20 protein-coding genes are annotated in these 23,240 nt (G+C 72.2%); 11 read left to right on the top strand and 9 right to left on the bottom strand.

From position 1 onward, the window contains the following. Positions 1-49 precede the first annotated feature (49 nt). Positions 50-427 (top strand): helix-turn-helix domain-containing protein, encoded by a 378-nt coding sequence (locus SMIR_RS08645; protein WP_054228608.1) that lies wholly within the window; start codon positions 50-52, stop codon positions 425-427. Positions 428-640: 213 nt separating this feature from the next. Next, the gene (locus tag SMIR_RS08640; protein ID WP_168496280.1) at positions 641-1,111 is read left to right on the top strand and encodes a Dps family protein; all 471 of its coding nucleotides are present in this window, start codon (positions 641-643) and stop codon (positions 1,109-1,111) included. A 591-nt stretch (positions 1,112-1,702) separates the two neighbouring features. On the opposite strand, the gene SMIR_RS08635 is transcribed toward SMIR_RS08640, so the two are convergent. The 3 genes from SMIR_RS08635 to SMIR_RS08625 form a co-directional block, all read right to left on the bottom strand. After that, entirely contained in the window at positions 1,703-2,464 is a 762-nt protein-coding gene (locus SMIR_RS08635; RefSeq protein WP_212726840.1) for an SDR family NAD(P)-dependent oxidoreductase, read from the bottom strand. A gap of 36 nt (positions 2,465-2,500) precedes the next feature. Further along, positions 2,501-3,358, bottom strand: coding sequence for an Fpg/Nei family DNA glycosylase (locus SMIR_RS08630; RefSeq protein ID WP_212726839.1), 858 nt, complete (start codon positions 3,356-3,358; stop codon positions 2,501-2,503). A 93-nt stretch (positions 3,359-3,451) separates the two neighbouring features. Next, positions 3,452-8,356 (bottom strand): ATP-dependent helicase, encoded by a 4,905-nt coding sequence (locus SMIR_RS08625; RefSeq protein ID WP_168496286.1) that lies wholly within the window; start codon positions 8,354-8,356, stop codon positions 3,452-3,454. A gap of 275 nt (positions 8,357-8,631) precedes the next feature. Between SMIR_RS08625 and SMIR_RS08620 the strand changes: the two genes are divergently transcribed. From SMIR_RS08620 to SMIR_RS08610, 3 genes are read left to right on the top strand one after another with little or no spacing between them, the layout of a single operon-like run. Then, positions 8,632-9,627, top strand: coding sequence for an AraC family transcriptional regulator (locus tag SMIR_RS08620; RefSeq protein WP_248003711.1), 996 nt, complete (start codon positions 8,632-8,634; stop codon positions 9,625-9,627). After that, a complete protein-coding gene (locus SMIR_RS08615) occupies positions 9,525-10,265 on the top strand; it encodes an AzlC family ABC transporter permease (protein WP_248003712.1) in 741 nt (246 codons plus the stop codon). Before SMIR_RS08620 ends, SMIR_RS08615 begins: the two co-directional genes overlap by 103 nt. Further along, complete coding sequence (locus SMIR_RS08610; RefSeq protein WP_067375155.1) at positions 10,262-10,570, top strand: AzlD domain-containing protein; 309 nt, start codon at positions 10,262-10,264, stop codon at positions 10,568-10,570. The genes SMIR_RS08615 and SMIR_RS08610 overlap by 4 nt, the downstream gene beginning before the upstream one ends. A 58-nt stretch (positions 10,571-10,628) precedes the next feature. Here SMIR_RS08610 and SMIR_RS08605 read toward each other — a convergent pair whose 3' ends face one another. Beyond that, a complete protein-coding gene (locus SMIR_RS08605; RefSeq protein WP_168496290.1) occupies positions 10,629-11,582 on the bottom strand; it encodes a hypothetical protein in 954 nt (317 codons plus the stop codon). A gap of 80 nt (positions 11,583-11,662) precedes the next feature. Between SMIR_RS08605 and SMIR_RS08600 the strand changes: the two genes are divergently transcribed. Together SMIR_RS08600 and SMIR_RS08595 are read left to right on the top strand one after the other, a co-directional pair. Further along, positions 11,663-11,857: a DUF3046 domain-containing protein gene (locus tag SMIR_RS08600; protein ID WP_101401028.1), complete on the top strand. Its 195-nt coding sequence runs from the start codon at positions 11,663-11,665 to the stop codon at positions 11,855-11,857. Positions 11,858-11,917: 60 nt separating this feature from the next. Then, on the top strand, positions 11,918-13,132 hold the full coding sequence (locus SMIR_RS08595) for an AI-2E family transporter (protein WP_101401029.1): 1,215 nt from the start codon (positions 11,918-11,920) through the stop codon (positions 13,130-13,132). A gap of 10 nt (positions 13,133-13,142) precedes the next feature. On the opposite strand, the gene SMIR_RS08590 is transcribed toward SMIR_RS08595, so the two are convergent. Next, a complete protein-coding gene (locus SMIR_RS08590; protein ID WP_422664414.1) occupies positions 13,143-13,982 on the bottom strand; it encodes a hypothetical protein in 840 nt (279 codons plus the stop codon). A gap of 325 nt (positions 13,983-14,307) precedes the next feature. On the opposite strand from SMIR_RS08590, the gene recA reads away from it, so the two are divergent. The 4 genes from recA to SMIR_RS08570 all read left to right on the top strand — a co-directional run bounded on the left by recA (position 14,308) and on the right by SMIR_RS08570 (position 19,886). After that, positions 14,308-15,432, top strand: a complete 1,125-nt coding sequence (gene recA / locus SMIR_RS08585) for a recombinase RecA (protein ID WP_168496292.1) — start codon at positions 14,308-14,310, stop codon at positions 15,430-15,432. A gap of 3 nt (positions 15,433-15,435) precedes the next feature. Further along, positions 15,436-16,359 carry a recombination regulator RecX gene (recX, locus tag SMIR_RS08580; protein ID WP_212726838.1) on the top strand — a complete coding sequence of 308 codons (924 nt, stop codon included), beginning with the start codon at positions 15,436-15,438 and terminating at the stop codon, positions 16,357-16,359. A gap of 243 nt (positions 16,360-16,602) precedes the next feature. Continuing rightward, a complete protein-coding gene (locus tag SMIR_RS08575; protein WP_348774747.1) occupies positions 16,603-17,337 on the top strand; it encodes a helix-turn-helix domain-containing protein in 735 nt (244 codons plus the stop codon). Next, positions 17,334-19,886 (top strand): ABC transporter permease, encoded by a 2,553-nt coding sequence (locus SMIR_RS08570; RefSeq protein ID WP_212726837.1) that lies wholly within the window; start codon positions 17,334-17,336, stop codon positions 19,884-19,886. Before SMIR_RS08575 ends, SMIR_RS08570 begins: the two co-directional genes overlap by 4 nt. Before the next feature lie 105 nt (positions 19,887-19,991). On the opposite strand, the gene SMIR_RS08565 is transcribed toward SMIR_RS08570, so the two are convergent. From SMIR_RS08565 to SMIR_RS08555, 4 genes are all read right to left on the bottom strand, one after another. Next, positions 19,992-20,387, bottom strand: coding sequence for a rhodanese-like domain-containing protein (locus SMIR_RS08565; RefSeq protein ID WP_422664413.1), 396 nt, complete (start codon positions 20,385-20,387; stop codon positions 19,992-19,994). Next, positions 20,384-20,920, bottom strand: a complete 537-nt coding sequence (locus tag SMIR_RS08560; protein WP_422664514.1) for a cupin domain-containing protein — start codon at positions 20,918-20,920, stop codon at positions 20,384-20,386. The genes SMIR_RS08565 and SMIR_RS08560 overlap by 4 nt, the downstream gene beginning before the upstream one ends. Before the next feature lie 88 nt (positions 20,921-21,008). Further along, on the bottom strand, positions 21,009-21,080 hold the full coding sequence (locus SMIR_RS44575) for a putative leader peptide (RefSeq protein ID WP_309544753.1): 72 nt from the start codon (positions 21,078-21,080) through the stop codon (positions 21,009-21,011). Positions 21,081-21,253: 173 nt separating this feature from the next. Then, positions 21,254-23,125, bottom strand: a complete 1,872-nt coding sequence (locus SMIR_RS08555) for an FAD-dependent monooxygenase (protein WP_168496300.1) — start codon at positions 23,123-23,125, stop codon at positions 21,254-21,256. Positions 23,126-23,240 lie beyond the last annotated feature (115 nt).

Raw genomic sequence — 23,240 nt, 5'->3', positions numbered from 1 at the left:
CGGTGGGGCGTGAAGGATGCGGCTACGCGGTCCGAGGAGGGAGCCACCGATGATTCTGCTCCGTCGCCTGCTTGGTGACGTGCTGCGTCGGCAGCGCCAGCGCCAGGGCCGTACTCTGCGCGAAGTCTCCTCGTCCGCCCGAGTTTCACTCGGCTATCTCTCCGAGGTGGAGCGGGGGCAGAAGGAGGCATCCTCCGAGCTGCTCTCCGCCATCTGCGACGCGCTGGACGTACGGATGTCCGAGCTCATGCGGGAAGTGAGCGACGAACTCGCTCTCGCCGAGCTGGCCCAGTCTGCAGCGGCCACCGAGCCGGTGCCCACACCGGTGCGCCGTCCGATGCTGAATTCCGTATCGGTCACCGGCGTACCACCGGAACGGGTCACCATCAAGGCGCCAGCCGAGGCGGTCGACGTCGTCGCCGCCTGACGCTCACGAGTTCGCGCTCATGAGCTGAGCATGCTTGCGAAAGCCCCGGCCGGGGCTGCTCCAGGGGAATCCTGGAGCGGGTTCGGCCGGGGCTTTCGCTGTCTCCGGGGCCGCTTCCTCCAGGTGACCTGAATTGTGCGTATATGCCATGGTTGATGAGGTCGTGATGGATGAGGCCGTCGTTGATGAGGTCGAGTGGATCGGAGAATCCCGATGTACGTCGTGAAGAGCCCGTTGTCAGACGCGGATCTCAAGACCGTGTCCGGCGCCCTCCAGGGAGCGCTGGTCGACCTGGTGGATCTCTCCTTGGTGGCGAAGCAGGTCCACTGGAACGTGGTCGGACCGCGCTTCCGCTCCATCCACCTCCAGCTCGACGAGGTCGTGGACACCGCGCGGCTGCACTCCGACACAGTGGCGGAGCGCGCCTCGACGCTCGGAGTCCCGCCCGACGGGCGGGCCGCGACCGTGGCCACCACCAGCGGTATCGGTGTGACGCCCGAGGGCTGGATCAAGGACACCGACGCCGTGAGGGAGCTCGTGGACGCGCTGAGCGCGGTGATCAGCCGGATGCGGGTGCGGGTGGACGCGACGGGCGAAGCCGATCCGGTGAGCCAGGACATCTTCATCCAGATCACCGCCGACCTCGAGAAGCATCACTGGATGTTCCAGGCGGAGAACGGGTGACGCCCGGAGGTGGGCGGCTCGCGGTGGTGACCGCCGGGCGCCCCGAGGCGGCCCGGGGGCGCCGTGGCCGGCTTCGGATGTGCCGTGGGTGCGCCTCTGTGCCGTTGGTGCGCCCTGCCGGTGGGTGAGAGCGCGGGTCTAGCTTCGGGCTGGAGGTGGACACCATGGCAGGGCGGATAGCGCGCTGGGGGGCTGCGCTGGGGTTCGGAGCGCTGTGGTGGTGGGGCGTCCTCCGGCTCGCGCTGGCGCCCGATGCCGGGGCGCTGGAGGGGGCGGTCGCGGCCGGGGGGTGGGGGTTGAGCCTGCTGCCGGTGCACTGTGTGCCGAAGGCGGGGGGCGTGCGCGCAGGCGCCGGGGCGCGCAGGCGCCAGGAGGGATGGCTACGGCGTGGGACGCGTGGGGGGCGCGAGCCGGGGGCTTCGTAGGGGCGGGGCGCTCGGTGGAGAGGGTGGGGGACGGGTACGGCGCGCTTGGGGGCACGTGGTGCCTGGGGCCCGGCACGGGAGGGAGGCTGGGCTCAGAGGGGGCGGATGCCCCGGGGTGCATGCCGGAGGCGTCGACGTGGGGGTGCTGCTGGGGGTTGCTGGGGGGCTACCAGGGCATTGCTACGCCGCCGTTCGGGCGCAGGATCTGCCCCGTCGTGAACGCCGCGGCGTCGGAGGCCAGATGCAGCACGGCGTGGGCGATGTCCTCGGGTTCGCCGACCCGGCCGAGCGGCGACAGCCGGGCCATGACCGCTTCGGTGCGCGCCTGGAGGTCCCCGTGACGGTCGGTCATCGGCGTACGCGTCCAGCCGGGCGCGACCGCGTTGACACGGATGCCGTGCGGGCCGACCTCGGTCGCAAGGGTCTTCGTCAACTGCACGACGGCCGCCTTCGACGCGCCGTAGCAGAGCAGGCCGGGACCGCCGGTGTCGATGGCGCCCGACGCCATCGTGATGATGCTCCCCCGTACGCTCTTCGCGATCATGAGGCGGGCGGCCTCCTGGCAGGCGTACAGCACGCCCTTGAAATTGACGCCCAGCACGCGGTCGAGGTCCTCGTCCCGGGTCTCCAGGACCGGGCTGCTGTGCATGATCCCGGCGACCGCCGCCATGACGTCGAGCCGTTCGCAGGACGTGACGGCCTGTCGGAGCTGCGCACGGTCGCTGACGTCGAGCGGATGTGTGTGGGCCGTGCCGCCCCGGGCCTTGATGAGGGTCGCCGTCTCGTGCAGGCCCTGCGGGTCCCGGTCCGCGCAGTGGACGGCGGCCCCCGCCTCCGCCAGCAGGACGGCTGACGCGCGGCCGATCCCGCTGGCGGCGCCGGTGACGAATGCGGTGCGTCCGGTGAGGTCGTACGCCTTGACGGGCATGAAGGGACGGTACGAGGGTTTCTGACGGATCGTCAATTAGTCGTACGGTGGGGAGTTGTACGGGAGGGACCGGCGCCCGGGGAACGGGATGCGGCTCGGGGTCGGAGTCGGGCCCGTCTGGCAGGCCGGGCACCAGTACGTGGGGCGCTCTCGGGAGCCGTCGCCCTGGTCGGCCCGGCGGATCGAGGTGCCACAGCGCAGGCAGGGGCGGGGTGCGCGGCCGTACACGAAGAGGTTCTGGTCGCGGCGGCCGGTGGTGATGCGGGTCGGGCGGTCGCGGTTGGCCTCCAGGAGCCTCTTGGCCAGGGCCGGGAGCTCGGCGGCGCGGTCGGTGGGAAGCTCACCGATGGGCAGCCAGGGGGTGACCCGGAGGAGGAAGCACAGCTCGCTCTTGTAGACATTGCCGATCCCGGCGAGGTTGCGCTGGTCGAGGAGGGCCTCGCCGAGGGGGCGGGCAGGGTCTTGGAGGAGGTTCTCCAAGGCGCTGTCGGGGTTCCAGTCCGGGCCGAGGAGGTCGGGGCCGAGGTGGCCGACGGCGCGGTCCTCGTCCGCGGTGCGGAGCAACTCCAGGACGGGGAGCCGGTAGCCGACGGCCGTGCGGTCCGCGGTGCCGAGGACCGCCCGGATCTGGTGGGCGGGGCCGCCGCTCCAGCGCCGGCCGTTCGCGTACACCTTCCAGGAGCCGTCCATGCGCAGATGCGAGTGCAGGGTCAGGCCGCCCTCGATCCGGGTGAGGAGGTGCTTGCCGCGCGGGGTGACGTCCAGGACGGTGCGGCCGGTGAGGTCGGCGGTGGCGTACTTGGGCACCCGCAGGTCGGAGCGGGTCAGCACCTCGCCCGCGAGGGCGGTGTGCAGCCGCCTCGCGGCTTGCCAGACGGTGTCTCCTTCGGGCATGGGTTCCAGGGTGGCACGGGATGGGACGGGATGGGATGGGTGCGGCGGGGTGGGGTGGGATGCGGGTACGTGGGGTGCGTGTGGGTGGGGTACTCAGGCGCGCAGGCGCAGGCCACGGGGGGTCGCGATGAAGCCGGCGCCTTCCAGGAGGGTGCCGAACGGGGATGTCAGGGCGGAGGCGCCGTTGATGCGCTCCACCGTGACCGTGCCGAGGGAGCCCGCGCGGGCGGCCGCGGCGAGGGCTTCGGCGGCGGCACGCAGACGGGCGTCCTCCATGACCGAGCCGTCCGGGTCCGAGGGCCAGGCGAGCAGGGTCTTGCCGCCGCGCTCCATGTACAGCGTCAGCTCGCCGTCGACGAGCACCACCAGGGAGCCCGCCTTACGGCCCGGCTTGTGCCCGGCGCCGGTGGGCGGCTCGGGCCAGGAAAGGGCCGCGCCGTACGCGTTCGCGGGGTCGGCGGCGGCCAGGACCACGGCCTGGGGGGTGGCCCGGGACGAGGAACGGGCGCGGAACCGGTTGGGGGAGAGCGCGGGGTCGCTCGCGAAGCTGTGGTCGTCGGCGAAGGCGGAGTCCTCGGCCTCGGGGAAACCCAGGGGGCTCGTCGCGTCGAGGTCGAGGTCGTCGGGGAAGGCGTGGGTGCGCGCGGGGTCGTGGCCGTCGGCGAAGCCGTTCGTGCGGGGGCGGCCGGGGGTGTCCGGGAAACCGGTCGGCCCCGGGAAGGTGTCCTGGGGGTCCTGGGCGATCAGGGATTCGCCCCGGTCCCGTGCGTTCGCCGCCGCGCGCAGGCGGTCCACCGCTCCGTCCATCGCGAACTGGGCGGCACCCAGTCCTTCCACCACGTAACCCCGGCGGGCCTGGCCGCTGTCCTCGAACGCGGACAGGATGCGGTACACGGCGGAGAAGCCGCCCTCGACGCCTTCCGCGGCGACGGCGCCCCGGGTCACCACGCCGTGCCGGTCGAGCAGTGTGCGGGCCAGGGCGTGGGCGCGCACGGTGGCGTCGGGCTCACGGGCGGGCAGCAGCGACCAGCGGCCGGCCACCGTCGGCGGGCCCGTACGGGACTGGGGGCGTGCGGCGCCGGTCAGGGATCCGTAGCGGCCGCGCGGGACCGTGCGCTTGGCGCGGTGCGCCGTGGACCCGGCGGTGCGACCCGAGCCCAGGAGCGCGCGCATCGGTGCGAGCGTGTCGTTCGTGAGCCGACCGGACCAGGCCAGGTCCCAGATCGTGTCGGCGAGTTGGGGATCGGTGGCGTCGGGGTGGGTGGTGGCGCGGACCTGGTCGGCGATCTGACGGAAGAACAGGCCATAACCCCCCGAGAGGGCGTCCAGCACCGACTGGTGCAGGGCGGTCAGCTCCAGGGGGTGCGGGTCCGGGAGGAGCAGCGGGGCCGCGTCCGCCAGATAGAGCGAGACCCAGCCGTCCTTGCCGGGCAGCGACCCGGCCCCGGCCCAGACCACCTCTCCGGCGGCCGTGAGTTCGTCGAGCAGCGCGGGGGCGTAACCGGAGACGCGGGAGGGCAGGACCAGCTTCTCCAGGGCGGAGGCGGGCACCGAGGCACCCTGCAACTGCTCGACGGCGCGCACCAGTCCGTCGATGCCGCGCAGCCCGTGCCCGCTGTCGACGTGCTGCCACTGCGGCAGGAACTGCGCGAGCGCGGCGGGCGGCACCGGCTCCAACTCGTGGCGCAGGGCCGCGAGCGAACGGCGCCGCAGTCTGCGCAGCACGGCCGCGTCGCACCACTCCTGGCCGATGCCCGCCGGATGGAACTCCCCCTGGACGACACGGCCGTTCCCCGCGAGGCGTTGCAGCGCTCCGTCCGTGACGGCCGTGCCGAGACCGAAGCGGGCGGCGGCGGTGGTGGAGGTGAACGGGCCGTGGGTGCGTGCGTAGCGCGCGAGGAGGTCGCCGAGCGGGTCCTTGACCGGCTCCGTGAAGGCCTCGGGGACGCCGACGGGCAGCGCCGTGCCCAAAGCGTCCCGCAGGCGGCCGGCGTCCTCGATGGCCGCCCAGTGCTCGGAGCCGGCGATACGGACCTTGATGGCTCGGCGGGTGGCGGCCAGCTCCTTGGCCCACCGCGGTTCGGCGCCGCGCTCGGCCAAGTCGGCGTCCGTGAGCGGGCCCAACAGACGCAGCAGGTCGGCGACGCCTTCGGCGTCCTTGACGCGGCGGTCCTCGGTGAGCCACTGGAGCTCCCGCTCCAGCTCGGCCAGGACCTCGGCGTCGAGCAGCTCGCGCAGCTCGGCCTGGCCCAGGAGCTCGGCCAACAGGCGGGAGTCCAGCGACAGGGCGGCGGCGCGCCGCTCGGCGAGCGGGGAGTCGCCCTCGTACAGGAACTGGGCGACGTATCCGAACAGGAGGGAGCGGGCGAAGGGGGAGGGCTCGGGCGTGGTGACCTCGACGAGCCGCACCTTGCGTGACTCGATGTCGCCCATCAGCTCGGTGAGCCCGGGGACGTCGAAGACGTCCTGGAGGCATTCGCGGACCGCCTCCAGGACGATCGGGAACGATCCGAACTCGCTGGCAACCTGGAGCAGTTGGGCGGCGCGCTGTCGCTGTTGCCACAGCGGGGTGCGCTTTCCCGGGCTGCGGCGCGGCAGCAGCAGCGCGCGGGCCGCGCACTCGCGGAACCGGGCCGCGAACAGTGCCGAGCCGCCCACCTGGTCGGTGACGATCTGGTCGACCTCGCCCTTGTCGAAGGCGACGTCCGCCGCGCCGACGGGCGCCTGCTCCGCGTCGTACTCCGTGCCCAGATTCATGGGCTCCTGGTCGAGCAGGTCCAGGCTCATCACGTCGGCGTCGGGCAGGCGCAGCACGATGCCGTCGTCGGCGTGCATGACCTGGGCGTCCATGCCGTAGCGCTCGGAGAGCCGGGCGCCCAGCGCGAGCGCCCAGGGGGCGTGCACCTGGGCGCCGAAGGGGGAGTGCACGACCACCCGCCAGTCGCCCAGCTCGTCACGGAACCGCTCGACGACGATCGTGCGGTCGTCCGGGACGTGCCCGCACGCCTCGCGCTGTTCGCTGAGGTACGACAGCACGTTGTCGGCGGCCCAGGCGTCCAGTCCTGCGGCCAGCAGCCGTAGGCGGGCGTCGTCCTTGGGGAGTGAGCCCACCTCGCGGAGGAACGCGCCGACCGCCCGGCCGAGCTCGAGCGGGCGGCCGAGCTGGTCGCCCTTCCAGAAGGGGAGCCGGCCCGGGACGCCGGGGGCGGGGGAGACGAGGACGCGGTCGCGGGTGATGTCCTCGATGCGCCAGGAACTCGTGCCGAGTGTGAAGACGTCCCCGACGCGGGACTCGTAGACCATCTCCTCGTCGAGCTCACCGACCCGGCCGCCGCCCTTCTTGGGGTCGGATCCCGCGAGGAAGACCCCGAACAGCCCGCGGTCGGGGATGGTCCCGCCGGAGGTGACGGCGAGGCGCTGAGCGCCGGGACGGCCCGTGATCGTACCCGCGACGCGGTCCCACACCACGCGGGGCCTGAGCTCCGCGAAGGCGTCGGACGGATAGCGGCCCGCGAGCATGTCGAGCACGGCGGTGAACGCCGACTCGGGCAGCGAGGCGAAGGGCGCCGCCCGGCGGACCGTGGCGAGCAGGTCGTCGACCTGCCAGGTGTCGAGTGCGGTCATGGCGACGAGCTGCTGCGCCAGTACGTCCAAGGGGTTGGCGGGGACCCGCAGGGACTCGATGGAGCCAGTGCGCATCCGCTCGGTGACCACCGCCGCCTGGACCAGGTCGCCGCGGTACTTGGGGAAGACGACGCCGGTGGACACCGCGCCGACCTGGTGGCCCGCGCGGCCCACGCGCTGGAGGCCGGAGGCGACGGACGGCGGGGATTCGACCTGGACGACGAGGTCGACCGCGCCCATGTCGATACCGAGCTCGAGGCTGGAGGTGGCGACCACGGCGGGCAGGCGTCCTGCCTTCAGGTCCTCCTCGACCAGGGCCCGCTGCTCCTTGGAGACGGAGCCGTGGTGGGCCCGCGCGATGACGGGCGGCGCCCCCTGGGCCGCGCCGGAGCCCCCCATCAGCTGGGCCGGGGCGTGCGCCTCCGCCAGGGGCTCGCCCGTCGCCCGCTCGTACGCGATCTCGTTCAGCCGGTTGCACAGGCGCTCCGCCAGGCGGCGGGAGTTGGCGAACACGATCGTGGAGCGGTGGGACTGGACGAGGTCGGCGATCCGCTCCTCGACATGCGGCCAGATGGAGGGCTTCTCCGCACCCTCGCTGCCGTCGGCGACCGGGGAGCCGCCGAGCTCGCCCAGGTCCTCGACCGGGACGACCACGGAGAGGTCGAATTCCTTGCCCGACGGCGGTTGGACGATCTCCACCTTGCGGCGGGGCGAGAGATAGCGGGCCACCTCGTCCACCGGACGCACCGTCGCGGAGAGGCCGATGCGGCGCGCGGGCCTGGGCAGCAGCTCGTCGAGGCGCTCCAGGGTGAGCGCGAGATGGGCGCCGCGCTTGGTGCCCGCGACCGCGTGCACCTCGTCCAGGATCACCGTCTCGATACCGGTCAGCGCGTCGCGCGTCGCCGATGTCAGCATCAGGAACAGTGACTCGGGGGTCGTGATCAGGATGTCCGGCGGGCGGGTGGCCAGCGCGCGGCGCTCTGCGGGCGGAGTGTCGCCGGAGCGGATGCCGACCTTCACCTCGGGCTCGGGCAGCCCGAGGCGCACCGACTCCTGACGGATACCGGTGAGCGGGCTGCGCAGATTCCGCTCCACGTCCACCGCGAGGGCCTTGAGCGGTGATACGTACAGCACCCGGCAGCGCTTCCTGGGGTCGGCCGGGGGCGGGGTCGAGGCCAGTTGGTCGAGCGCGGCGAGGAACGCGGCCAGGGTCTTGCCGGAGCCGGTCGGTGCGACCACCAGCACGTCCGAGCCCTCGCCGATGGCCTTCCACGCGCCGGCCTGGGCCGCGGTGGGCGCGGAGAAGGCCCCCGTGAACCAGCCGCGGGTCGCGGGGGAGAAGCCGTCCAGGGCTCGGTGTGCGGAGCTGACCATGCGTCCATCCTGCACCCGGCCACTGACAATCGCCCCGACCTGCGGAAATGTGGGCGGTGGGGCGCTTACGGCTCCGTGGGGGCGGGGCCGCGCCGGGGGTATCCGTCCTCGGTCGGGCGCGGAATCGGTCGATCACCGACTTGGCGGCGTTGACGCGTCAGCCGCTGCGGGCGGGCACCCCCGACACGGCCCCTCGCCGCCGTGGGCGGCCGACAGTGCGTGGGGGTGCGCCATCCGAGCCGGTTGCCCGCGGTGCCATGGCGGAGAATGAGTGGGTGGCAGGTTCGGGGCAGGAGCGGGCGCGGCACTGGCAGTACGCGGAGCTGCCGGGAGTCGATCTGCTGCGGGCGCGGTTCGTCGAGAAGATCTTTGTGCGGCACACCCACGAGAACTTCGTGATCGCCGCCATCTCCGACGGTGTCGAGGTCTTCCACCACGGCGGCGCCGACCAGTACGCGGGTCCGGGCGCGCTCGCGCTGGTCAACCCCGACACCCCGCACACGGGCCGGGCGGGTGTTCCCGAGGGCTGGCGGTACGGGGCGGTGTACCCCTCGCCCGAGCTGGTGGCGGAGATCGCCGCGGAGACCACCACGATTCGTGGAACGCCTGGATTCGTCAGCCCGGTGCTCGACGATCCGTACACGGCCGGTCTGGTTCACGAAGTGCTTCGGGCCGCGGAGGAGGGCAACGCGCTCGCGGCCGACACGCTGCTACGGGTCGCGGTGACCCGGCTGCTGCGCCTGAACGGCGGTCTTCTGCCGCAGCGGGGCGTGCACACCGCGGGCGCCCGTGTCGCCGCTCGCGCGCGTGCCGTGCTGGAGGAGCGGATGGCCGAGCCTCCGACCCTGGAACGGCTCGCCGCCGACCTCGGCACCAGCCCGTTCGCCCTGCTGCGCGCGTTCCGCGACACCTACGGCATGCCGCCCCACACCTGGCTGACCGACGCCCGGGTACGCCGGGCACGCCGCCTTCTGGACGCCGGTTCCGCGCCCGCCGAAGCGGCCGTCGCCGTCGGCTTCACCGACCAGCCCCACCTCAACCGTCACTTCACCCGGATCGTGGGCGTGCCTCCGGGCGCCTACCAGCGCGAGCGCAAGAACGTACAAGACGCCGACGGGCGGCCGTACCTACAGTCCAGGGTGTGGCAGAACAGACAGCTCTCGCAGACATACGCAGTGAAGAAGGCGGCGGAAAACCCGACGGGGCCGTCGTCCGGGACGCCCTGGGAGTCGGGGTCGCCGTCGGACTGTCCGGTTTCGCCTTCGGAGTGACCTCGGCAGGCAGCGGGCTCACCGTCCTGCAGACCTGCGCGCTCAGCCTCCTGGTGTTCACCGGCGCCTCGCAGTTCGCGCTCGTGGGCGCGCTCGCAGGCGGCGGCAACCCGCTCACGGCGGCCGCGGGCGCGTTCTTCCTCGGGGTACGCAACGCGTTCTACGGACTGCGTCTGTCACAACTGCTGGCCCTCCCGCGCGCGGTGCGCCCGTTCGCCGCGCAGTGGGTCATCGACGAGACCACGGCCGTCGCGCTCGCCCAGCCCACCCGCCGCAGTGTCCGGATCGGCTTCACCGTCACCGGGCTCACCCTGTACGTGCTGTGGAACCTCACCACGCTGCTGGGCGCCGTCGGGGCCGAGGCCATCGGGGACACCGACGCGTGGGGGCTGGACGCCGCCGGGCCCGCCGTCTTCCTCGCACTGCTCGCGCCGATGCTGAAGACCACCACGGAGCGCGCGGTGGCCGGTGCCGCGGTCCTTCTGGGGCTCGGTCTGCTGCCCGTGCTGCCCGCCGGAGTCCCCGTCCTGGTGGCGGCGCTGGCCGCTCCCGCCGCCCTCTACGTAGAGGGGCGACGCGCTCCGAAGTCCGCCGGCCGTACGAAGGCCGACAACGACGCACCAAGGGAAGACCGTTGAACATCTGGATCGCGATCGGCGCGACCGCCGTCGGCTGCTACGCCGTCAAGCTCATCGGCCTGCTGGTCCCCGTCGGCGTCCTGGAGCGGCCGCTCGTCAAGCGCCTCGCCGCCCTGCTGCCCGTCGCCCTGCTGGCCGCGCTCACGGCTCAGCAGACCTTCGCCGACGGGCGCGTCCTGGTCGTGGACGCGAAGGTCGCAGGACTCGCCGCGGCCGCCGTCGCCCTGCTCCTGCGCGCCCCCTTCCTGCTCGTGGTCGGCGCGGCCGTGGTCGTGACGGCGGGAGTGCGGGCGCTGACAGGCTGACGCCCGGTACGCGGACGGCCCGCACACGTGTGTGCGGGCCGGGAACCGTCGGGATCGCTCAGCCGATGGGCCGACCGTACGCCCGTAGGGTGCGCAGGGCCTCGATCGTCACCATGGGGCGGCACTCCAGGGCGGTACCCGGTGCCCACTGGCGCCAGCGGATCGGCCAGCCGCCGTCCTCCCGCTGCTCGCCCGCCAGGAAGTCGAGCGAGCGCGCCATCTCCTCGTCGGTGAACCATGCGCGCGCGAGTGACCCCGGGGTCTTCGCGTAGTCGTGCGGGAAGTGGTGCTCGTCCGGCGCGTATCCGGGCGCCACCGGAAACGCCTCCAGGCGCGCCGGGTCCAGTGCCGCGAGCCGGTGCTCGCGCACCAGGCGGCCCAGCCGGTCGGCGGCGGCCTCCGCGCGCGGGCGGTCGGGGGCGGAGTCCAGGAAGGCCACGGCCGCCTCGACCTCGTACGGGTGGGACTTGTCCAGGGACTCGACCGCCCGCCAGCAGAAGTCGGTGGCCCGGAACAGCCAGGCGTGCCACACCTCGTTGCGGTGCAGCAGGCCCACCACGGGCCCGGTGGCGAGGAGTTCACTCGGCGGGTCGTCGACGATCGGCACGAAAGGAGCGTGCGGATAGCCACGCTGACTGGGATGGACCGCCGGCAGTGCGCCGTCCGCCGTCGACACCGAGGTCAGATAGCGGCACATGCGCTCCACGCGCTGTCCGCCGCACCGCCCGATCGAGTCGAGGACGCGCAGCGCGTGCCCGGTGTGCAGCGGCTGGCTGACCGGACCGCGCAGATCGGGTTCGAGCGCGTGACCGTATCCCTCGTCGTCGTTGCGGTAGGCGGCCAGTGCGGTCTCCACCGCGTCGGCGGCGCCGACGTCGCTGTTCAGGAAGTGGTACGCGAAACGGCGCTGTTCCAGCACGCGTGCGGTGAGCCAGATGAAGTGCTCGGCGCGCGAGAGCGGGGTGTGCGCCGGGGGCGTCGGGGGGAGTGGGGATGCTCCTGATTCGGCCATGTCTCAGACCGTAGGACGGAAAGCGGTCTCGGCAAGGGGTCCCGGCCCGGGCCCACTCTCAGGGGCGGGATACTGGAGTCATGCGGTTGACGGTCTTCTGGCAGCGGATGGCGGATCACTTCGGTGAGGCGTACGCCGACACCTTCGCGCGCGATCATGTGATGACGGAGCTCGGCGGACGGACCGTGCACCAGGCGCTGAACGCCGGCTGGGAGGCCAAGGACGTGTGGCGCGTGGTGTGCGCGACCATGAACGTTCCGTACGAAAACCGCTGACGGACCCCGAAGATCCGGGGCCGGTCACCGATTGTCGGTGGAGTGGGCGAGACTTGCCCCGTGGCCCCGACAGACGAGACCGCGCAGGTCGCCCAGCAGACATCCCCCTTCGGCACGACGCCGCCCACTCCGCCCCCGGGCGGGGACGCCTCCGGGCAGGGCGCGCGCATGCCGCGCTGGCTGCCGCGCGCGATGGTGCTCGCGCTCACCCTCGTCGCCCTGTTCCAACTGGGCAGTTGGGCGTTCCACCAGCTCATCGGACTGCTGATCAACATTCTGATCGCGTTCTTCCTGGCGCTGGCCATCGAGCCCGCGGTGAGCTGGATGGCCTCGTACGGTATGCGCCGGGGGCTGGCCGCCTTCCTCGTCTTCTTCGGTCTGCTGATCGTGACGGCCGGATTCATCACGCTGCTCGGCTCGATGCTCGCGGGTCAGATCATCAAGATGATCGAGGGCTTCCCCGAGTACCTGGACTCGGTGATCAACTGGATCAACTCGACCTTCCACACCCACGTGAGACGGGTGGACGTCCAGGACAGCCTGGTGCACTCCGACTGGCTGCGGAAGTACGTGCAGAACAGCGCGACCGGCGTCCTGGACGTGTCCGCGCAGGTGCTGGGCGGTCTTTTCAAGCTGCTGACGATCACGCTGTTCTCGTTCTACTTCGCGGCCGACGGGCCCCGGTTGCGGCGTGCGTTGTGCTCCGTGCTGCCGCCCGCGCGACAGGCAGAGGTGTTGCGCGCGTGGGAGATAGCCGTCGACAAGACAGGCGGCTATCTGTACTCACGCGGTCTGATGGCGCTGATCTCCGGCATCGCGCACTACATCCTGCTGCAGGCCCTCGGCGTGCCCTACGCGCCCGTGCTCGCCGTCTGGGTGGGTCTGGTCTCGCAATTCATCCCCACCATCGGTACGTATCTCGCGGGCGCCCTGCCGATGCTGATCGCCTTCACCGTCAACCCCTGGTACGCGCTGTGGGTGCTGATCTTCGTCGTGGTCTACCAGCAGTTCGAGAACTACGTACTGCAGCCCAAGCTGACCGCCAAGACCGTGGACATCCACCCCGCGGTCGCCTTCGGCTCGGTCATCGCGGGCACCGCGCTCCTCGGGGCCGTCGGCGCACTGATCGCCATCCCCGCGGTCGCCACCCTTCAGGCCTTCCTGGGGGCCTATGTGAAGCGGTACGACGTCACGGACGATCCCCGGGTGCACGGCCACCGGACCAGGAGGTCGCCCTCCTTCCGCGCCCGTCTGCGGGGGCTGCTCGGCCGATGAGGCCGATGATTCACCAGGTGAGGGCCGCCCACACCCCGGCGCCCAGGACCGCCGCCGCGTAGCAGCCGACCGCCGTGTGGACGACCCGCTGCCGTGTCCGGTCGCTCCATGGCGTGTGCGACAGCAGCCAGGCCAGCGCGGGCAGGACCAGCACGGCGTGCAGGCTCACCCCGTGCAGTGGCTTGAGCGGGGCCGTCGAGTGGTACGCCGCCTCCTGGTGACCGGTGCGGGTGAGGACGACCCCGCGCGCGATCATCGCGGCGCCCGACGCCAGCGCGACGAGCAGGATCGCGAACCCGGAGCGCAGCGCGAGCGGCATCCCCAGGGGGCCCGTGGGCCGGTTCCGGAACGAGGCCACCGAGAACACGGTGAGCAGCACCACGAGGACCCCGCCGCCCACCGCGAGCGTCATCGACACCGCCGTGTCGAAGCCGGTCTCCATGTTGAGATGCGAGGGCACCCGGCGCCACGCCTGAAGGGTGATCCCGCCCACCTCCACGACACAGTCGGCGGCGAACACGACGAGCAGCGCCGAGCGCAGACGCGCTCCGACCCGCAGATACGACGTGACCCACGTGATCGCGATCAGCGTCAGCCCGAAGGAGAGCCCGAACGTGACGGGCTTGCGCCAGGAGACGGGCCCGTCCCAGGGGCCGCCGTCCACGGCGAAGACGACCAGATGCGCCAGCCCGGAGAGCACCAGCACGGCGCCGGTCGCGTGGCAGAGCCGCTCGGCGGGACGCACTCCGCGCCACGCCCCGCGCCACACGGGGTGCGCCGGAGACGGTCGTGCCGGTGGGGCGACGGTGGTGGTCACGGCGGGAGCGGGGGTTCTGCTGCGGCTCTCCATGAGGTTCAAGCTTCGGCGGCCAGGGCCCTGAGGTCGTCGTACGGCCGAAGACTTCGCTGGTACGCCCCGTGGAGTAGGCGGGCATCCCGGCCGTTGTCGGTCCGCGAACGTAGGCTCGGAGGTGTCGCGGTGCGCTTGACACCAAAATCGAACATCCATTCTTATGGAATCTCCGGCGAGGCTCTCGGCGGGGATTTCGGCAGGGTTTTCACAGAGATGTACCCGAGTTATCCACAGGCTGGACGGGCGTCGGGGCGCATTGTCAGTGGCAGGCGTTAGCGTCTTTGACGTGAAGCGATCGACTCAAGCAAACCGGGTGGAACCCATGGCAGGTACGGACCGCGAGAAGGCGCTCGACGCCGCGCTCGCACAGATTGAACGGCAATTCGGCAAGGGCGCGGTGATGCGCCTGGGCGAGCGGCCGAACGAGCCCATCGAGGTCATCCCCACCGGGTCGACCGCGCTCGACGTGGCCCTCGGTGTCGGCGGCCTGCCGCGCGGCCGAGTGGTGGAGGTGTACGGCCCGGAATCCTCCGGTAAGACGACGCTGACGCTGCACGCGGTGGCGAACGCGCAGAAGGCCGGCGGCCAGGTGGCCTTCGTGGACGCCGAGCACGCCCTCGACCCCGAGTACGCGAAGAAGCTCGGTGTCGACATCGACAACCTGATCCTCTCCCAGCCGGACAACGGCGAGCAGGCGCTGGAAATCGTGGACATGCTCGTCCGCTCCGGCGCGCTCGACCTGATCGTCATCGACTCCGTCGCCGCCCTGGTGCCGCGCGCGGAGATCGAGGGCGAGATGGGCGACTCCCACGTGGGTCTGCAGGCCCGTCTGATGAGCCAGGCCCTGCGAAAGATCACCAGCGCGCTCAACCAGTCGAAGACCACCGCGATCTTCATCAACCAGCTGCGCGAGAAGATCGGCGTGATGTTCGGCTCCCCGGAGACCACGACGGGTGGCCGGGCGCTGAAGTTCTACGCCTCGGTGCGACTCGACATCCGCCGCATCGAGACGCTGAAGGACGGCACCGACGCGGTCGGCAACCGCACCCGCGTCAAGGTCGTCAAGAACAAGGTCGCGCCCCCCTTCAAGCAGGCCGAGTTCGACATCCTCTACGGGCACGGCATCAGCCGCGAGGGCGGCCTGATCGACATGGGCGTGGAGCACGGCTTCGTCCGCAAGGCCGGCGCCTGGTACACGTACGAGGGCGACCAGCTCGGCCAGGGCAAGGAGAACGCGCGCAACTTCCTGAAGGACAACCCCGACCTCGCCAACGAGATCGAGAAGAAGATCCTGGAGAAGCTGGGCGTCGGTGTGAGGCCGGTGGAGCCCACCGCCGAGCCGGGCGCGGACGCGGCGGTCTCGACCGCCTCGGACGAGTCCGCGAAGACGGTGCCCGCTCCGGCGGCCAAGGCCACCAAGTCCAAGGCCGCGGCGGCCAAGAGCTAGTCCATGACGCGACGAACCGACTGGGCCGAGTACGCCTACCCCGTCCCCCCGCGGGGGCAGGGGCACGGGGGGAACGGCGACTCGGCCGGAGACGGTGAAAGAGCGCACGGCGGGGACGGGCCGTACGGGGACGAGACGTACGGCGGCTCCTCCAGGTACTCCGGTGACACGTATGGCTCCGAGGGGTTCCACAGCGGGGATCCGTACGGCAGTGACGGTCCGGCGGGCGACGGCGAAGGCGACGGCCTGACGGACGGTCACGGTTCTCCAGGCGCTGCATCGCGCCGTGGCGGTGGGCGGCGCGGCGACGGGGGGCCGCGAGGTGGACGAGGGCGTCGGAGGCGTGGCGGTTTCGGTGAGCCGTCCGACGACCCACAGGACGGAGGCACTCCTTCCTCGTCGAGGGCCGAGGAGGGGGAGCCCCCAGGGGACCCGGCTGAGCGGGCGCGGGCGATCTGTCTGGGCCTGCTCACCGGGACCCCGCGCACGCGGAAACAGCTAGCGGACGCGTTGCGCAAGCGTGAGATCCCCGACGATGTGGCGGACGAGGTGCTGTCACGGTTCGAGGAGGTCGGGCTGATCAACGACGGTGCCTTCGCGGACGCCTGGGTGGAGTCCCGGCACCACGGCCGGGGTCTGGCCCGGCGGGCGCTCGCCCGGGAGCTGCGGACCAAGGGCGTGGACTCGACGCTGATCGACGAGGCCGTCGGGCAGCTCGACTCCGAGCAGGAAGAGACGACGGCGCGCGAGCTCGTCGCGCGCAAGCTTCGCTCCACGCGCGGCCTCGACCGCGACAAACGGTTGCGGCGCCTCGCGGGCATGCTCGCCCGCAAGGGCTACTCCGAGGGGATGGCGCTGCGCGTGGTTCGCCAGGCGCTGGAGGAAGAGGGGGAGGACACGGAGGGCTTGGGGGACGAGGGGTTCTGAGCCTTGGGGTGGGGGCCGGGGGCCACGGGGGCGGGCCTGGGCCTGAGGTTCTGAACTCGCTGTACGCCTGTGGGCGGCCTGACGGTTGGGCTCAGGGGGACACGGGGACTGAACCCGATCCCGACTCGGATTTAGACTCCGGCCACTGTCCAACTCCCCTTCGTGAGGGTGGGGTTATCCCCCGGAGGGAGACGCCGGGTTGCCGCAATGCACAGGTGTCTGTGCACAGAGGACTGTGTACGCATGGCACAGGAACCCGGCGCGGAACCCATGGCGAGGCGGGGCGAGGAGACTTCGGGCGGCTCCACCGAGCTCTCCGACCTCGCCACGCTCAAGGCCCTCGCGCAGCCCCGTCGGCAGCGCATGCTTCAGCACCTGAGCGTGCACGGCCCCGCCACCTCGGCGACGCTGGCCCGGGCGCTCGGGCTCAACACCGGAGCCACCAGCTACCACCTGCGTGAGCTCGCTCGGTACGGCTTCGTGGAAGAAGTGGACCGACCGGCGGAGGCGGGCGGCCATGGCAGGGAGCGCTGGTGGCGGGCCGTCCCCGGCGACCGCCGCTTCCCGCCGCGCAGTCGGCAGAGTCCCGAGATGCGGCTCGTCATGGACGAGCTGAACCACCACGCGTACGCCGCCGACCTCGAACTCTTCGAGCAGATGCAACTGCAGATGCAGCGGCTGCGGACGCAGGGGGTGGACGGGGAGGCGGGCGAAACCGATCCCTGGGTCGACGCCTTCCCCTACTCGCGCGGCAGCATCCGGCTGACGCTCCCCGAACTCCGCGCGTTCTTCGAGGAGTACATCGCACTCCTCAACCGCTACAAGCGCCCCGAGGCCGACACCCCGCCCGGCGCCCGCACCGTGCTCACCCGCTTCCTGGCCTTCCCTGCCCCCGTCACCGTGCACGAAGCCGCACCCGATGCCGCACCCGAGAACCGCCCGGCACCCCACGACAGACCAGGGAGCGAACCCTCATGATGCTGCGTTACGCCCTGCGGACCGTCCGAGCCCGCAAAGGTGGCTTCGTCGGTGCTTTCTTCGCCTTGATGTGCGCGGCCGCTCTCATCACCGCCTGCGGCACCCTCCTGGAGACGGGCCTGCGCGGCACGATCGCCACCGAACGGTATGCCGCGACGCCCGTCGTGGTCTCCGCCGACCAGAACGTCCACCAGACCACCGTCAAGCACAAGAAGGGCAAGAGCAAGGTCAAACACAAGGCCAAGTCGATCGCCGAACGGGCCTGGCTCCCGGGCGACCTCGCCACCGAGCTCCGCAAGGCGCCCGGCGTACGTGAGGTCATCCCCGAACTGACCTTCCTGGCCCAGCCCTTGGCACCCGGCGGGGCCGTCGACAAGGACCGGCCCGCCTACGGGCACGCCTGGGACTCCGCCGCGCTGACCCCGTACACCCTCACCACCGGCACCGCCCCCAAGGCCGACGGTGATCTCGTCATCGACCGCCGTCTCGCCGAGCGCGCCCACCTCGAGCCCGGCGACCGGCTCACCGTCCAGTCGACGCAGAGCCCGCGGACCTACCGGGTGACCGGAATAGCCGCCCCCGCCCAGGAGGTGCGGCACCAGACCGCCCTCTTCTTCTCCACCGCCGAGGCCCGCCGCCTCGCCGCCCACCCCGGACAGGTCACCACCTTCGGGGTGCTTCCCACCAAGGGCACGGACGCGGCCGTGCTGAAGCGATCGGTCAGCACGGCGCTGCTCGGAGCCAGGGCGCCGTACGGTACGGCCGCGCAGGTCAGCGCCGGCGACGGCCGAGGGCCCGTGGAGTTCCTGGACGCGACCGCCGCGCGTACGAAGCTGGTCAGCATGGGCGGTGCGATGGGCGGCACCTCACTGCTCGTGGCCGTCCTCGTGGTGGTCGGGACCTTCGCGCTCTCCGTGCAGCAGCGCCATCGCGAACTCGCCCTGCTGCGCGCCGTCGCCGCCACGCCGGGGCAGATCCGGGCGCTCCTCGGCCGTGAGGCACTGATCGTCGGGGCCGCCGCGGGTACCATCGGCGCGCTCGCGGGGCTGCCGCTGGGCAGTTGGCTGCACGGCCGGTTCGTGGCGATGGGCGCCGTGCCGGCCACGCTTCAGCACACCGTCAGCGTCTTCCCGCCGCTCGCCGGGCTCGCCGCGACACTGCTCGGTGCCTGGGCCGCCGCCCGTATCTCCTCGCGTCGGATCGCCCGGATCCGCCCGGCCGAGGCGCTCGCCGAAGCCGGGGCCGAGCGCACCCGCCCGGCGTGGGGACGGATCCTCGCGGGTCTCGCCCTGCTCGCCGGCGGTGCCGTCCTTGTCGCCGTGCTCAGTGTCCTGCGCACGGAACCCGCCTCGACTCCCGTGACCTTCCTGGCCGTCGTGGTCCTCGCCTCCTCCGTCGCGCTGCTCGGTCCGCTGCTGGTCAGGGCGGCCGTAGCCGTGCTCGGAGGCCCGCTCGCGCTGACCGGGCCCAGCAGCCGACTGGCGCGTGCCAACCTCCGTGGCCATGCTGCCCGGATGGCCTCCGTCGTCAACCCTCTGACCCTCCTCATCGGCATGACCTGCACAGTTCTCTTCGTCCAGCCGACCCTGGGCAACGCGGCCCGTACCCAGGCCCGCGAGGGCATCCGCGCCGACTGGGTGGTGGCCGCCCAGGGCCCCGGCGTCCCGGCCGAGGCCGCACGACGGCTGCGTACGCAGCACGACACCGTCACCGAAGTGGTCCGTACGACCGTCCGTGTGGGACTCGACAAGTACGCGGCGCAGGGCGTCACACCCAGGGGCCTCACCCGCACCTGGGATCCGGACGTCACCGCCGGCTCCCTGAAGAAGCTCACCGAGGAGACCGTCGCCGTCAGCGAACTCGCCGCCGACCAGCTCCACCTGAAGCCCGGCAGCCCCCTGAAACTCACGCTTGGCGACGGAACACCCGCCACGCCGACCGTCGTGGCCGTCTACGCCAAGGGCCTCGGTTTCGGCGACCTCACTTTCGCCCATGACCTGGTCGCCCGCCATGTGGACAACCCGCTCGCGACCTCCGTCCTCGTCAGCACCGCCCGTACACAGACACAACTCGCTACCACCCTCCGTGAGTTCCCGGGGATCCACGTCCTCGCCCCGGCCGCCGCCGACTCGATCCAGGCCGCACGGCAGCAGGCGAACGCCGAGGTCAACTACCTCGCCATGGGACTCGTCCTGGCCTTCACCGCCATCGCCGTCGTCAACACGCTGGCCATGTCGGTCTCGGAGCGTGTCCGTGAGTTCGCGCTGCTGCGCCTCGCCGGGGCGACCCGGCGCCAGGTGCTGGTGATGCTGCGCACGGAGGCGCTCTCGGTCCTGCTGCTCGCCACCGCGCTCGGCAGCGGAATCGCGCTCGCCGTCCTGACCGCGTTCAGCGTCGGCATGACGGGCCGGGCGGCTCCGGCGGTCACACCCCTGGTGTACGTCACCGTGGTCGCGCTCGCCGGGCTGCTCGCGCTCGTCGCCACCGCGCTGTCGGGCCGGGTGGCGTTGCGGGTGCGCCCGGTCACGGTGGCCACGGCCAAGGAGTAGGGGGCGGTACGCAAAGGCGTAAGGGGCGGAACGCAATGGTGGGCGCCCCTTACATCAGGGGCGCCCACCACCTACGTACGCCGCAGGGCGACAGTGAGCCGGGAGCTAGGCGGTCACCGGGAAACCGGCCGCCTTCCACGCCTGGAAGCCGCCGACCAGGTCGGTTGCCCGGTGCAGTCCGAGCTGCTGGAGGGAGACGGCGGCGAGGCTGGACGCGTACCCCTCGTTGCAGACCACCACGACCCGCAGATCATGGCTCGTGGCCTCGGGGGCGCGGTGGCTGCCCTGGGGGTCGAGCCGCCACTCCAGTTCGTTGCGCTCGACGACGAGGGCGCCGGGGATCAGTCCGTCGCGCTCGCGCAGGGCGGCGTACCGGATGTCGACGAGGAGGGCTTCGCCGCCCTGTGCGGCGGAGTACGCCTCCTCGGCCTCCACCCGGTCGAGTCCCTCGCGGACCCGTTCCAGCAACGTGTCGATGCCCACCGGGCGGGGTGTGCTCACTGCCAGTCCTCCGGACGCTCGACGTGCTCCAGGCGCAGCACCTGCCCCGTGCGGCTGTAGCGGCGGATCCGGGGCAGGGGCGGGTAGTAGGCGTGGACGGAGATCGCGTGCTCCTCGGTGGACTCGTTGAGCACCTCATGCACGTGGTGGCGGCCGAAGGAGCGGCCCTTGCCGGCCGGCAACCGACGTTCGCGGTCGACGTCCTCGGAGAGTTCGAGGGTCTTCCAGCCGTCGGTGGGCAGGCGGGCGGCGAGCGAGTACTCCTTGAGCTCGCCCGCGGCGGCGACGAAGGCGCCGACCGAGTCGGCGTGGTCGTGCCAGCCGGTGCCGGTGCCGGGGGGCCAGCCGATGAGCCAGGCCTCGCTGCCGCCGGGGCCTTCCAGGCGCACCCAGGTGCGGCCCTCGGGGTCGAGGGGGAGAGATGCGATCAGTTCGGTGTCGGCGGCGGTGCGGCGCACGAAGTCGAGCAGGTCGGCCTGGGTGGGGGCCTGGACCGGTGCGGTGGGGGAAGGCGTGCTGGAGGGGGTGGACACAGACACGGGTACCGTCCTGGGCGTTCGCGTGGGTGCGCGCGGCAGCCGACAGCGAGGGGCGGCGCGCAGGGAGAGAAGAGCTGCGAATTCAGCAGGACGGGCGACACACGCAGCCCGCATAGCGGACGAGGTCCATATGGACCCTCCGCCACAGGCGCACACAGGTGTCGGTCACGATCCGGAGTACACCATGGGGCTCTGGGCCGGTCAACTCACTGTCACTATGTGGACCGTCCGGTGACCGAGGGTGTCGCGATGGCCGTGGCTCCGCCCCCCGGACGAGTTCGGCGATCTGAACCTGGTGGTCCGGGGCCGGCCGGACCACCAGGGTCGTCAGGTCGTACTCGACGCCGTCTCCGCTTCCGCCTCCGCCGTGGCGGGGCCGCCCAGTGTCGCCTCGGCCGCCGCGTACAGGTCGGCCGGACGCACCCCGCTCAGCGCGGTGACCAGGTGGCCGTCGGGGCGTACCAGAAGCACGGTGTGTGCCGCCGCGCCGGGATAGCTCTCGGCGACCAGCAGCTCGGCGCGGTGCGGCAGCGCGGTCACGGCGGCCGCGAGCCGTGGCATGATCCCGGCCGTCACCCAGTGCTTGCGCGCCCACACGCCCGTGCCCGGAGCGATCAGCACGACGAGCAGCACCCCGCGACCGAGCCGTTCACGCAGCTGTACGAACGAGCCGTCCTCCGCGGTCACGCGCACGTCGACGACCGGCGCACCGGGCGTCGTGTCCACCGGGGTCTCCGACTCGGTGTGCGCGGGCGCGAGCGGCGAGTCGGCGTACGCCCCCGGCGCACCCAGCGGGCCGCGTCCCAGATGGCCGTCCGTGAGCAGCGCGTCGTGGCCACGGGCCGACCCGGGGACGTACGAGCGCAGGCCTCCGCCGCTGCGCAGCAGTGGCAGCGCCTGGTCGGCGGCGCGCAGTCGGGCGGCGACGACGGCCCGCCGCTCCGCCTGGTAGCTGTCGAGCAGCGCCTCGTGCGGGCCGTGGTGCCAGGCGAGCGCCAGCTTCCAGGCGAGGTTGTCGGCGTCCCGCAGGCCCTCGTCCAGGCCCTGGGTGCCGAGCGTGCCGAGCAGGTGCGCGGCGTCCCCGGCGAGGAAGACCCGGCCGGCCCGCCAGCGGCGGGCGAGGCGGTGGTGGATGGTGTGGACTCCGGTGTCGAGCAGCTCGTACGGGGGTGTGGAGCCGGCGTTCCAGCCCGCGAGGGTCTCGCGGATGCGTGCCACCAGCAGGTCGGGGGTGACCAGGTCCTTGCCGGGCGGCAGCAGCCAGTCCAGCCGCCACACGTCGTCGGCGAGGGGACGCGCGGTCACCTCCCCGATCGAGGGGCCCGACGTCCGCCACGGCGGCATCCGGTGCAGCAATGCCTGGCCGGGCCAGGGAAGTTCCGTACGCAGCGCTGCCACGGCGTGTCGTTCGACGGCGGTACGTCCGGGGAAGCGGATGTCCTGGAGCTTGCGCACGGTCGAGCGCGGTCCGTCGCAGCCGATCAGGTAACTGCCGCGCCACCAGGTGCCGTTGGGGCCGCGGGTGTGCGCCGTGACGCCCGAGGACTCCTGCTCGATCGAGTCGAGGCGGCTGCCCACGGCGACCTTGATAAGCCGTTCGTGGATGATGGCCTCGCGCAGAGCGCCGGTCAGCGCGTGCTGGGCGAGGTGCAGCGGGGCGGGCACGTCGGCACCCTCGGGGTCCTGCGCGTCCGCGGTCGGACCGAGCCCGGCGTTTTTCAGGCTCTGCGCGCTCCCTTTCGGATCCCGCGCGCTCCTCCCGGAGCGCTGGGCGCCACTCCCCGAGCCGTGCGCGCCGCTCCCGAAGGCCCGCGCGCCGCTTACCTCGCCGTGCGTGCCGGCTCCCGAGACGTGCGCCCCCGAGCCGTGCGTCGCGCCCCCAAGGCCTTGCGTATCGGCGTCGAAGTCCGGCGAGTCGGTGCCCGATGCCCCGGCAGCGAAGTTGATCTCGCGCATCACCTGCTTGCGCCGCATCGACCGCCATCCGGCCCAACGGAAACCGGCATCGGTGAGGGGCAGGCCCGTCAGTCGCTCGACGAACGCGGCCGTGTCCTCGCGCAGCACCACCGTCCGCGCGAGCCGTTGTTCGTCCTTGCCCGGCCCCTCGTCGAGGACCACGGAGGGGACCTCCTGGCGAGCCAGCGCAAGGGCCAGCGTGAGGCCCACGGGCCCCGCGCCGACGATGATCACCGGGTCCACGGCGCGCGGCCCCCTGCCCGGAGCGGCGTCCTGAGGAACGTTCGGAAACAGGCAGTTGGAGCGGGGTGCACGATCACAGAACGTATGCAACCCATTGCCGGTGCTTGCGTCAAGT

The organism is Streptomyces mirabilis, from assembly GCF_018310535.1.
In the GTDB taxonomy this organism is placed as follows: Bacteria; Actinomycetota; Actinomycetes; order Streptomycetales; family Streptomycetaceae; genus Streptomyces.
This window is presented reverse-complemented; position numbering and strand designations above follow the sequence as displayed.

Coding starts and splice junctions, on each gene's coding strand:
- SMIR_RS08570 (WP_212726837.1), top strand. CDS start 17,334: ATGATGCTGCGTTACGCCCTGCGGACCGTCCGAGCCCGCAAAGGTGGC.
- SMIR_RS08630 (WP_212726839.1), bottom strand. CDS start 3,358: ATGCCCGAAGGAGACACCGTCTGGCAAGCCGCGAGGCGGCTGCACACC.
- SMIR_RS08575 (WP_348774747.1), top strand. CDS start 16,603: ATGGCACAGGAACCCGGCGCGGAACCCATGGCGAGGCGGGGCGAGGAG.
- SMIR_RS08600 (WP_101401028.1), top strand. CDS start 11,663: ATGCGGTTGACGGTCTTCTGGCAGCGGATGGCGGATCACTTCGGTGAG.
- SMIR_RS08605 (WP_168496290.1), bottom strand. CDS start 11,582: ATGGCCGAATCAGGAGCATCCCCACTCCCCCCGACGCCCCCGGCGCAC.
- SMIR_RS08645 (WP_054228608.1), top strand. CDS start 50: ATGATTCTGCTCCGTCGCCTGCTTGGTGACGTGCTGCGTCGGCAGCGC.
- recX (WP_212726838.1), top strand. CDS start 15,436: ATGACGCGACGAACCGACTGGGCCGAGTACGCCTACCCCGTCCCCCCG.
- SMIR_RS08635 (WP_212726840.1), bottom strand. CDS start 2,464: ATGCCCGTCAAGGCGTACGACCTCACCGGACGCACCGCATTCGTCACC.
- SMIR_RS08590 (WP_422664414.1), bottom strand. CDS start 13,982: ATGGAGAGCCGCAGCAGAACCCCCGCTCCCGCCGTGACCACCACCGTC.
- SMIR_RS08640 (WP_168496280.1), top strand. CDS start 641: ATGTACGTCGTGAAGAGCCCGTTGTCAGACGCGGATCTCAAGACCGTG.
- recA (WP_168496292.1), top strand. CDS start 14,308: ATGGCAGGTACGGACCGCGAGAAGGCGCTCGACGCCGCGCTCGCACAG.
- SMIR_RS08625 (WP_168496286.1), bottom strand. CDS start 8,356: ATGGTCAGCTCCGCACACCGAGCCCTGGACGGCTTCTCCCCCGCGACC.